This window comes from Shewanella sp. BJSY2023SW005, from assembly GCF_047314585.1.
GTDB lineage: Bacteria > Pseudomonadota > Gammaproteobacteria > Enterobacterales > Shewanellaceae > Shewanella > Shewanella algae.
The window spans coordinates 53,866-65,293 of the sequence record NZ_JBKORJ010000054.1 but is presented as its reverse complement, the minus strand read 5'-3'; the positions used below and the strand labels follow the sequence as shown (position 1 = coordinate 65,293).

8 protein-coding genes and 1 tRNA gene are annotated in these 11,428 nt (G+C 52.2%); 1 reads left to right on the top strand and 8 read right to left on the bottom strand.

Features of this window, described 5'->3' with window-relative positions:
* Window positions 1–2 precede the first annotated feature (2 nt).
* The 6 genes from ACMHXI_RS17550 to recA form a co-directional block, all read right to left on the bottom strand.
* Window positions 3–94: transfer RNA gene (locus ACMHXI_RS17550), tRNA-Ser, on the bottom strand.
* Window positions 95–298: 204 nt separating this feature from the next.
* Window positions 299–496 (bottom strand): carbon storage regulator CsrA, encoded by a 198-nt coding sequence (gene csrA / locus ACMHXI_RS17545; RefSeq protein WP_025011666.1) that lies wholly within the window; start codon window positions 494–496, stop codon window positions 299–301.
* A 116-nt stretch (window positions 497–612) separates the two neighbouring features.
* Entirely contained in the window at window positions 613–1,851 is a 1,239-nt protein-coding gene (locus ACMHXI_RS17540; protein ID WP_117199771.1) for an aspartate kinase, read from the bottom strand.
* A 22-nt stretch (window positions 1,852–1,873) separates the two neighbouring features.
* The gene (gene alaS / locus ACMHXI_RS17535; RefSeq protein WP_115390129.1) at window positions 1,874–4,498 is read right to left on the bottom strand and encodes an alanine--tRNA ligase; all 2,625 of its coding nucleotides are present in this window, start codon (window positions 4,496–4,498) and stop codon (window positions 1,874–1,876) included.
* Window positions 4,499–4,959: 461 nt separating this feature from the next.
* Window positions 4,960–5,391 (bottom strand): regulatory protein RecX, encoded by a 432-nt coding sequence (locus ACMHXI_RS17530; RefSeq protein ID WP_307877519.1) that lies wholly within the window; start codon window positions 5,389–5,391, stop codon window positions 4,960–4,962.
* 11 nt (window positions 5,392–5,402) lie between these two features.
* Window positions 5,403–6,467, bottom strand: coding sequence for a recombinase RecA (gene recA, locus ACMHXI_RS17525; RefSeq protein WP_025011663.1), 1,065 nt, complete (start codon window positions 6,465–6,467; stop codon window positions 5,403–5,405).
* 316 nt (window positions 6,468–6,783) lie between these two features.
* Between recA and mutS the strand changes: the two genes are divergently transcribed.
* On the top strand, window positions 6,784–9,342 hold the full coding sequence (gene mutS / locus ACMHXI_RS17520; RefSeq protein WP_370629043.1) for a DNA mismatch repair protein MutS: 2,559 nt from the start codon (window positions 6,784–6,786) through the stop codon (window positions 9,340–9,342).
* An 86-nt stretch (window positions 9,343–9,428) separates the two neighbouring features.
* Here the strand turns inward: mutS and rpoS are convergent, their stop codons facing one another.
* Both rpoS and ACMHXI_RS17510 read right to left on the bottom strand, forming a co-directional pair.
* Complete coding sequence (gene rpoS / locus ACMHXI_RS17515; RefSeq protein ID WP_025889143.1) at window positions 9,429–10,385, bottom strand: RNA polymerase sigma factor RpoS; 957 nt, start codon at window positions 10,383–10,385, stop codon at window positions 9,429–9,431.
* Window positions 10,386–10,463: 78 nt separating this feature from the next.
* Window positions 10,464–11,375: a peptidoglycan DD-metalloendopeptidase family protein gene (locus ACMHXI_RS17510; protein WP_051541763.1), complete on the bottom strand. Its 912-nt coding sequence runs from the start codon at window positions 11,373–11,375 to the stop codon at window positions 10,464–10,466.
* Between the last annotated feature and the right edge of the window lie 53 nt (window positions 11,376–11,428).

Genomic DNA, 11,428 nt, shown 5'->3' with positions numbered 1-11,428 from the left:
AATGGCGGAGAAGGAGGGATTCGAACCCTCGATGGGAGATAAAGCCCATACTCCCTTAGCAGGGGAGCGCCTTCGGCCACTCGGCCACCTCTCCGTTTTCTTGGCGCACATATTACTGTTTGAAGAAAATAAGTCAAACCCTTTTTCCGAAACCTTTTCCGTTTGTCCTGTTTTTAATCACCTGACCTAAATAACGCGCAAATCCTGTGCTATCAAGGGTTTTCCGGCTCCAGAAAATAAAAAAGCCAGTTTAAAAACTGACTCTTCTATTCCTGACGGAGGTTCACTTTATGTCGCCTCAGAAGTTACCACCTTCAGAAGGTGTTCCTGTTTTCTCAGACTGAATACGCTGATAAATCTCTTCACGGTGCACAGAAACTTCTTTGGGTGCATTCACACCTATACGTACCTGATTCCCCTTCACACCCAGCACTGTCACTGTGACCTCGTCACCAATCATCAGTGTTTCGCCAACACGACGAGTCAAAATCAGCATTCGATTGCTCCTCTAGTTTCCATATCTTCTACACACGGCGCTCATCCGTCGTAACCATTATTATAAGGTGAGCTTAGTACAAATTAATAGTATTCAATACTAAATCCGTTGTTTAATTACACCTTATTTAGTTCAAAAGCGTGATGTAACACCCGAACTGCCCTGTGTAAATCCGATTCATCTATTACCACTGACAGCTTTATCTCTGATGTTGCCATCAACTTAACATGAATTCCTTCATTCCCCAAGATATCAAACACCTTGGCGGTTGCCTCGGCTCTGCGATGCACGCCGGCACCTATTACAGACACCTTTGCCAGGGCTTTTTCAAACACCAATGAGCCAAACGATGTTCCAAGTTCCGGTTCATCGAGCGCCTTTAACGCCCAAGGGAGCCTGCTGGCATCCAAGGTAAAGCTGACGCTGTCATCTGTACCCGCCTTGGTCACCAGATCCACTTCCACACCATTTTCGGCCAGCAGTGAAAATACTGCCGCAAAGGGGTCCGGTGAATCGTCGGTGCGACTCAGACTCAGCATCGCCTGCCCTTTACTGCAAGCGATACCCGCTACTTGATTACTCTTGTCTTCACAGGCATCGAAACGGATCAGGGTGCCACTGCCAGGCTCAAAGCTGGAAAGCACCCGCAAGGGAACCCGAAAGCGCTCGGCATAAGACACGGAATCCGGGTGTAACACCTTGGCTCCCAACCGAGCCATCTCCAGCATCTCTTCGAAACTGATGGCATCGAGCTTTTGTGCGCTCGGTTCAATATTGGGATCTGTGGTATAGACACCGGCAACATCGGTAAAAATTTGACATTCCTGCGCCTTGAGCGCGGCAGCCAATGCCACGGCCGTGGTATCAGAGCCTCCGCGCCCAAGAGTGGTCACTTCCCCGAATTGATCCCGACCCTGGAAGCCGGCCACTATCGGGATAATTCCCTGAGCCAGCAATTCCAGCAGATACTGAACGTCAACTCGTTCGATACTGGCACGGCCAAACTGGCTATTAGTGTGGATTTGCACCTGGGCGGCATTGAGCGACTTGGCCTTGACGCCACGTTTTGCCAACGCCATCGCCATCAGCGCAATACTCACCTGCTCGCCGGTGGAGACCAGCATGTCCATCTCCCGCGCCGATGCATCGGGGTCAATCTGCCCCGCCAGTGCAAACAAACGGTTGGTTTCACCAGCCATGGCAGAGAGCACTAACACCTGATGCTCGCCGCTCAATTGAGCTTTGGCAATCTGCTCGGCAATCACCTCGATACGCTCAATGGAGCCTACCGAGGTGCCGCCGAACTTTTTGACATACAGTCGCTCGTTACTGCCTGAACGTACTTCTTGTGTCACATAGACCTCGTTGGTGGCGAAATTATGCCAGACGTTCAGTCAGCCAAGGCGTTACCGATGCCAATGCCTGAGGCAAGTTGGCAACTTCACTACCACCAGCCTGAGCCATATCGGGACGGCCACCGCCCTTGCCACCAACCTGCGCAGCCACCATGGCCACCAATTCACCGGCCTTCACCTTAGCGGTCAAGTCTTTAGTCACCCCGGCGATAAGGTTTACTTTGTCGCCATGAGCCAGACCCAGCACCACTATGCCAGATTGCAGCTTCTGCTTGAGCTCGTCCTGCAGACCACGCAGAGAGCCAGGGTCAATGCCTTCGACCTGTTTCACCAACACCTTGACTCCGGCAATCTCTTGCGCATCGGAAATCATATCGGCACTGGCCGCGGCGGCCAGTTTGTCTTTGAGTTGAGCAATCTCTTTTTCCAGTTGGCGGCTACGCTCCAACTGCGCCTTAAGCTTGGCTACCACTGAGTGACTGTCTGCTTTCAGCAAGTTAGCAGCATCACTCAACTCTTGCTGTTGCTCGGCGACGAAGGCCATGGCAGCAGCACCTGTGACTGCTTCAATACGGCGAATACCGGCGGCGATACCGCCTTCGGAAGTGATCTTGAACAGACCTATGTCACCGGTGCGGCCCACATGGGTACCACCACAAAGCTCAATAGAAAAGTCTCCCATGGTCACAACCCGAACCTGGGCGTCGTATTTCTCACCGAACAAGGCCATGGCGCCCTTGGCTTTGGCCTGCTCTATGTCCATCTCAGCCGTTTTCAGCTCGTGGTTACGACGGATCTGGGTATTGACCATCTCCTCAACCGCCTTGAGCTCTTCAGGCTTAACCGCTTCAAAGTGAGAGAAGTCGAAACGCAGACGCTCGGGCTCCACCAATGAACCTTTCTGAGTCACATGCTCACCCAATACTTGACGCAGCGCGGCGTGCAGCAGGTGAGTCACTGAGTGATTCAGTTGGGTGCGATGGCGCAGTTTCTTATCGACTTGCGCAAGCAACTCCTGACCCAGAGTCAGTTTGCCTTGGCTCAGTTGGCCGATATGACCTGTGGCCTGGGCATACTTTTGGGTGTCGCTCACCTCAAACAGCAAACCTTCGGCTGTCAGTTGGCCCTTATCGCCTACCTGGCCGCCTGACTCGCCATAAAATGGAGTCTTGTCCAGCACAATAACCGCTTGCTGACCGGCATCCAGAGTGTCGACCGCCTGACCATCGACATAGATGCCGATAACCTTGCCATTGCCGCTGAGTTCACTGTAACCGCAGAACTCACTGTCGGCATCAATCTTCAGCCCGGCGTTGTAATCGGCACCAAACTGACCGGCGGCCTGAGCCCGGCTACGCTGCTCGGCCATCGCCGCATCAAAACCATCTTCATCGACCTTGATATTACGCTCGCGGCAAACATCGGCGGTCAAATCCATAGGGAAACCATAGGTATCGTAGAGCTTGAATACGGTTCCACCATCCAAGGTATCGCCTTTAAGCTCAGACAAAGCAGCATCCAAAATACCCAGACCACGCTCAAGTGTACGGGCAAACTGTTCTTCTTCGGCTTTCAGCGCCTTTTCCACTATGCTCTGAGTCGCCTTAAGGCCCTTGGCAGCATCGCCCATCACGTCAATAAGTGTAGGTACCAGCTTGTAGAAGAAGGTGTCTGTGGCGCCCAGTTTGTTACCGTGACGCACGGCGCGGCGGATAATACGCCGCAGTACATAACCCCGGCCTTCATTGGACGGCATCACACCATCGGCAATAAGGAAGGCGCAAGAGCGAATGTGGTCGGCGATAACCCGCAGGGATTTGTTTTCCAGATCTGTCACGCCGATGATCTCGGCCGTTTTGGCAATCAGAGTGCGGAACACGTCAATTTCATAGTTGGAATGCACGCCTTGCATAATGGCGGCAATACGCTCTATACCCATACCTGTATCGACTGAAGGCTTGGGCAGAGGCTCCATCACACCATCGGCCTGACGGTTGTACTGCATGAAGACTATGTTCCAGATCTCAATGAATCTGTCACCATCCTCTTCCGGTGTACCTGGGCGGCCACCAGGAATGTGAGCACCGTGGTCATAGAAGATTTCAGTACAAGGACCACAAGGGCCTGTATCGCCCATCTGCCAGAAGTTATCTGAAGCATAAGGTGCGCCCTTGTTGTCGCCGATACGGATAATGTCCTCGGCGGGAACCCCTATCTGCTTGTTCCAGATATCAAAGGCTTCATCGTCAGATTGATAAACGGTAACGCACAGACGTTCCTTGGGCAGCTTGAGCTCTTCAGTCAAAAAGGTCCAGGCAAAACGAATGGCATCTTCTTTGAAGTAATCACCGAAGCTAAAGTTACCCAGCATCTCAAAGAAGGTGTGGTGACGGGCCGTATAACCCACGTTATCCAGGTCGTTATGTTTACCACCGGCGCGAACACAACGCTGCGAAGTGGTAGCGCGGCTGTAGCTGCGCTTGTCCATACCGAGGAATACATCTTTAAACTGGTTCATCCCGGCGTTGGTGAACAACAAAGTGGGGTCATTGCCTGGCACCAGTGAACTGCTGTCGACTACCTGATGGCCATTCTTGCGGAAAAACTCCAGGAAAGCACTTCTGAGTGCTGCTGTGGTTTGGTACATAAATCGTCCTGAGTTGCTTAAGCCTGAATAATGTATAAAAAGTGGTCTAAAGGCGTGCGTCGCCCGGCCACTCAAGCGCTCTTTTGCCAAGCATTATAAGCATGCAGCGCCAGAATACCAATTAGATTGCGCAGGGTATGACGCCTGATACAGCCAAGGTACAGAGAGCGTTAGCGGCATAAGCCGAAACCCAATAACCTGAGTCAGCACATACCATTTGCCATAGGCGCGGAATCACTCAGGGGATGGAGCCTTGAAGGCTACGGCAAGTTTTCACGGGACAGATAACGTCAGCTAAAAGCGCCAGAACGGAGTGTTAACAGCTGAGTGTTACTTTGGCGTGCAAACAACGACTGCAACTCAAGGGAAGTGAATGCTGGGGTTTATAAAACAAGGTCAGGTTTGGACGCTTTGGGAATGGCGCTTAGTTGTGGAAGGGGCAATTGTGATAGAGGGAAAAGTCAGTCGTAAGGGTCATATTCAAGGGCGTATGCCACTTGATCATAACTAAAGCCCTGCCCCATCAAGTGACGAATTCGACGAGCTTTTTCTTTCATATCATCTGCGGGACTATCGCCGAATTTTTTCAGCGCGCGCGTGCGGGCTAAGGCAAACCAGTCACAATCACTGGCATCCAAAACCTGCTCAATACATTGTTTATTTAAGCCCTTTTGCATCAGTGCCTGACGCACTTTCCCCGGGCCGTGGGCCTTGGCAATATGGCTGCGCAGCAAGGCTGCCGCGAAACGCTGATCATCGATAAAACCTTTGGCTTCCAGACCATCCAAAGTCTGTTCAACTTCCGGCGACTCAAAGCCCTTGTCCAGCAAGCGGCTCTTGAGTTGCTCGCGGCCATAGTCGCGGCGCGCCAATAGCGCGACCGCAACATCCATTACCGACTGGCTCAGAAGACTTCTCCGGTTTCCAGATCGACATTGCCTTCACCTGTCTCGGCGCTGGCAGGAGCAGCTTCAGCTTTGCTGAGCAGTTTAGCACGCAGTGCCGCTTCGATTTCGGCTGCCACTTCGGGATTTTCCTTGAGGAACTTACCGGCATTGGCGCGGCCTTGACCTATCTTGTCACCTTTGTAGCTGTACCAGGCGCCGGATTTTTCCACCAGCTTGTGGGCTACGCCCAGGTCAACCAACTCACCGGTACGGTTGATCCCCTGACCATAAAGAATTTGGAAATCGGCTTGTTTGAAGGGGGCGGCAATCTTGTTCTTAACCACTTTAACCCGAGTTTCGTTACCAACAACCTCGTCACCCTCTTTGATAGCGCCGGTACGGCGGATATCGAGACGAACGGAAGCGTAGAACTTAAGGGCGTTACCACCAGTGGTGGTTTCAGGGTTACCGAACATGACCCCAATCTTCATCCGGATCTGGTTGATGAAGATAAGCAGAGTGTTGGACTGCTTGAGGTTACCGGCCAGCTTACGCATTGCCTGGCTCATCATACGGGCCGCCAGCCCCATGTGGGAATCACCGATTTCACCTTCGATTTCAGCCTTGGGCGTCAGCGCCGCCACTGAGTCAACAATGATGACATCGACGGCGCCACTGCGAGTCAGCGCATCACAGATTTCCAGCGCCTGTTCACCTGTATCTGGCTGAGAACACAGGAGGTTATCGATATCCACGCCCAGCTTCTTGGCGTAGATAGGATCCAGTGCGTGTTCAGCATCGATAAAGGCACACACTTTGCCTTCACGCTGCGCTGCGGCAATCACTTCCAGTGTCAGGGTTGTTTTACCAGAAGATTCAGGACCATAGATCTCAACGATACGGCCCATTGGCAGACCGCCGGCCCCCAGAGCCACGTCCAGAGAAAGCGAACCGGTAGAGATGGTTTCGACATCCATGGTTCTGTCTTCACCCAGTTTCATGATAGAACCTTTACCGAACTGCTTCTCTATCTGTCCCAGAACTGCGTTCAGCGCCTTCTCTTTGTTTGGATCTATTTTCATTCCTGTTCCCTCTTGATTGCGGCGCAATGCGCCGCCTGAAATCTATGTTGCCGCTCCTTTTAAGAGCTTTGGCGTCAATACCAATCTGCCACCTAGTATACTGTACAATCATACAGTATCAAGTGCTGGTGATAATTTATTTAAAGGCCGCTTGCGGATCAATCACTTGTGACCGAAAGCATAAAATTTACCCGCCCACGACTGGTTCAGTGATGAATAACTGATACTATTGGCGCCATTGTCGAAAGGGCAACCGCTCTTGGAAAAACAGTCAAGGAAACATCTGAAAGCTCCCATGAATGCAGTGATCACGCCTATGGATAACCCGGATTTGGAAAAACACACCCCGATGATGCGCCAGTATCTGTCGATGAAGGCGCAGCATGCCGAAATGCTGCTGTTTTATCGCATGGGGGACTTTTACGAACTGTTTTACGATGATGCCAAAAAAGCCTCCGAGCTCTTGGGTATTTCACTGACGGCCAGGGGCAAGAGTGGCGGCGATCCTATTCCTATGGCGGGTATTCCCTATCATGCGGTGGAAGGTTATCTCGCCAAGCTGGTGCAGCTCGGTGAGTCGGTTGCCATCTGTGAGCAGATTGGTGACCCGGCCACGTCCAAAGGGCCGGTCGAGCGCAAAGTGGTGCGCATAGTGACTCCCGGAACCCTCACCGATGAAGCGCTGCTACAAGAACGTCAGGATAACTTGCTGGCCGCCGTCTACGAAGGCAAGAACGGTTTTGGCTACGCCACCTTGGATGTGGCCTCCGGCCGTTTTGTGATTGCCGAGCTAGCCACCCTTGAATCATTGGAGGCCGAGCTGCAACGCACCAAACCGGCCGAGCTGCTCTACAGCGAAGACTTTTCCCAACAAAGCCTGATTACCGGCATCAAGGGCAAACGCCGTCGTCCCGAGTGGGAGTTTGACTTGGATACCAGCATGCGATTGTTGCTGGATCAGTTTGGCACCAAAGATCTGCGTGGTTTTGGCATAACAGACGCCAGGCTGTCACTGCAGGCCGCCGGCTGCCTGATGCAGTATGTCAAAGATACCCAGCGCACCGCCCTGCCCCATATCAATGCCATTACCCGCTTTAACCAGAGCGACAGCATAGTGTTGGATGCCGCCACCCGGCGGAATCTGGAACTGACTGTGAACCTTGCCGGTGGTCGGGACAATACTTTGGCTTCGGTGCTGGACGCAACCGCTACCCCCATGGGCAGTAGGATGTTACAGCGCTGGATCCATCAGCCACTCAGAGATCATCAACAGATAGGCCTGCGACAAACTGCTGTGGCGGAGTTGATTGCCAGCGGCCTGTTCGAACCGTTGCATGATGACCTCAAGGCGCTCGGTGATGTGGAGCGGATCATGGCGCGTCTGGCTCTGAGAAGCGCCCGCCCGAGAGACTTTGCCCGTCTGCGACAAGCACTGGCGCTGTTGCCGCAACTGCAGCAACTATTGGCAAATACGCAAAGCCCCGAGCTTGGACGTTTGAAACGCCAGCTCAGTGATTTCCCTGAAGAACTCGCGCTGCTGGAGCGGGCCATTGTCGACAACCCACCGGTACTCATTCGTGATGGCGGCGTGATCCGCGATGGTTATCATGCCGAACTGGATGAATGGCGCCGCCTCAGTGAAGGCGCCAGTGACTATCTGCAACAGTTGGAAATCAGGGAAAAAGAGCAAACGGGAATAGCCACCCTGAAAGTCGGTTTCAACCGGGTACACGGCTACTATATCGAAGTTTCCCGCGGCCAGTCGGCACTGGTGCCTCTGAGCTACCAGAGACGCCAGACATTGAAAAACACCGAGCGCTATATCATCCCCGAGCTGAAAGAGTATGAAGAGAAAGTACTCTCCAGTCAGGGCAAGGCGCTGGCACTGGAAAAACAGCTTTGGGACGAGCTGTTCGATCTCCTGCTACCCAAGCTCAGCGAGTTGCAGGCCTTTGCCATGGCGGCGGCCGAGTTGGATGTACTGAGCAACTTTGCCGAGCGGGCCGACAGTCTCAACTACAACCAGCCGGAATTGAGCGATAAGCCGGGCATACATATTGAAGCCGGGCGTCACCCAGTAGTTGAGCGAGTCAGCCAGGCTCCCTTTATCGCCAACCCGGTAACTCTTAGCCCTGAACGTAAAATGTTGGTAGTCACAGGCCCCAATATGGGCGGTAAGTCCACTTACATGCGTCAGGTGGCGCTGATCACCCTGATGGCGCATATCGGCAGCTTTGTGCCGGCAGATAAGGCAATTCTGGGGCCTGTTGACAGGATCTTCACCCGTATCGGCGCCTCGGACGATCTGGCCTCGGGCCGCTCCACCTTTATGGTGGAAATGACAGAAACGGCCAATATTCTCCACAATGCGACCGCAGAGAGTCTGGTGCTGATGGATGAGATTGGCCGTGGCACCTCCACCTATGACGGCTTGTCACTTGCCTGGTCGGCGGCAGAGTATCTGGCTCAGCGACTCGGCGCCATGACACTGTTTGCCACCCATTACTTCGAGCTAACTCAGTTGGCAGAATTGATGCCCCAGGTTGCCAATGTACATCTGGATGCCATGGAGCATGGCGACAGCATAGTCTTTATGCACGCAGTGCAGGAAGGGGCCGCCAGCAAGAGCTATGGTTTGCAGGTTGCTTCACTGGCCGGTGTTCCGGCCTCAGTGATCAAGGCCGCCAAATTGAAACTGCAGCAACTTGAAAGTCGCGATCACGGTCAAGAACCCCATGTCCCGGCGCAGGCCACACTGCAACTGGAAACGCCGCCATCTGAGCTTGAACTTCTGCTTGGCAGGCTGAACCCGGATGAACTCAGCCCAAGAGAGGCGCTGGACCTAATCTATAAACTCAAGGCGTTGGCAAACTAACTACAGCTTTTGCTGTGGCTTATAAATACAAGAAAGAAGGGACGCAACGCGTCCCTTCTTTTTATTACAAAGGATGGTAAGTTGCTTTAGGCCTTGAACAGGGCCTCTACCGACAACCCCTGAGAGGAGAGTATGTCGCGCAGGCGTTTCAATGCCTCCACCTGAATTTGCCGCACTCTTTCACGGGTCAGGCCAATTTCCGAGCCCACATCTTCCAGAGTAGAAGGTTCATATCCCAGTAGGCCAAAGCGTCTGGCAAGCACTTCTCTTTGCTTGGTATTGAGCTCATTGAGCCACTTAACCACTGAATTTGAAATGTCTTCTTCCTGCACCTGGGCATCCGGCGTCATCTCATCATCATCCGCCAACACATCGAGCAGAGCCTTGTCGTTGTCACCGCCTATCGGGGTGTCGACCGAGGTGATCCTCTCATTCAGCTTCAGCATCTTGCTGACATCACTGCTCGGCAGTTCCAGCTTTTCGGCTATCTCTTCGGCTGTGGGCTCGTGATCCAGCTTATGAGCCAACTCCCGGGCTGTACGCAGATACACATTGAGCTCTTTCACCACATGAATAGGCAGACGTATGGTGCGGGTCTGATTCATTATGGCTCGCTCTATGGTCTGGCGGATCCACCAGGTGGCATAAGTGGAGAAACGGAATCCGCGCTCGGGGTCGAACTTCTCTACGGCACGGATCAGACCAAGATTGCCTTCTTCAATCAGATCCAAGAGTGCCAAGCCACGGTTGTTGTAACGACGGGCTATTTTGACCACGAGGCGTAAATTACTTTCGATCATGCGGTTGCGTGATTTTTCACAACCTTTGAGGGCCTTGCGCGAGAAAAAGACTTCTTCTTCTGCACTCAGCAAGGGGGAAAATCCGATTTCACTCAGATAAAGTTGGGTCGCGTCTAAGTTCTTTTGCAGGTCATCCTGAACCATTTCGGCCAGAGCTTCTTCCTTCTTCGACGCCACTTCCGTGTCGTTTACGGATAAATCTACAAGCTCTTCCACGGGTGCGCTAGCATTTTTGCGGCTCATAATATTCTCTCCCAAACCTTAACAAACTAATTTACATCGCTTTTTATCCTCCATATGCCAACTTTGGCTCCCAAACAATCAGCGTTTGGGTAAATAATTAAGTGGATTAACAGACTGACCATGGTAGCGGATCTCAAAGTGCAGCATGACCTGGTTGGTGCCTGTACTTCCCATCTTCGCAACAGTTTGCCCAGCGGACACATGCTGCTTTTCCTTGACCAAGATCTTATCGGCGTGGGCGTAAGCACTGAGATAGTCATCACTATGCTTGATAATGACGAGGTTTCCATAACCCCGCAAAGCATTACCCGCATAGACTACCCGACCATCGGCAGTGGCTTTAATAATATCGCCTCGGTTGCCGGCTATCTTGATTCCTTTGTTTCCCTGCTCTTTGGCAGAGAAGGCGCCAATCACCCGACCATTGACTGGCCATATCCAGCGACTGACTTTGTCCGGCAGAGTCGAACTCGGCTTGTGGACAACATGGTTAACATTCTGTTTACCATTGGATACAGGGTAAGCAGACTTTGGTTTGGGATCAAGTGTTTTTTTCGGCTTATTTTGCTTGGCTTGAGCGACGGCCTGTTTCTGCTTAACCGTCTGTTTTTTATAGATCTTATCTTTTGGTTTTTGAGGTTTGGATTTGGAGTTTTTACTCGAACTTGGCTTCGAATTAGATTTAACATTTTTTTTACCATCGAGAATGAGCACTTGGCCAGGGTAGATGGTATAAGACTTATCTAGCTGATTTAACTTGGCTATTTGTGCATAGTCTTTACCGGCCCCCCAAGCGATGGAGTAGAGGGTATCGCCCTTTTTCACCTTATAGGTGTCAGAGCGAATAGAACCTCTTTCAATCGCCGGCCGTTTTACGCCATAAATGGATTCGACCGGAGCCGGCCTGTGAGCCTGAAAACTGCATCCAGAAACCAGAGTGACCAATAGCACTGAGCCAAGGCGACAAAGAAATGACGCCTTTTTATGCAGAAACTGGCTAGAATGCAATGGGCTCAAGAATACTCCTGCATGCTTTAATGACT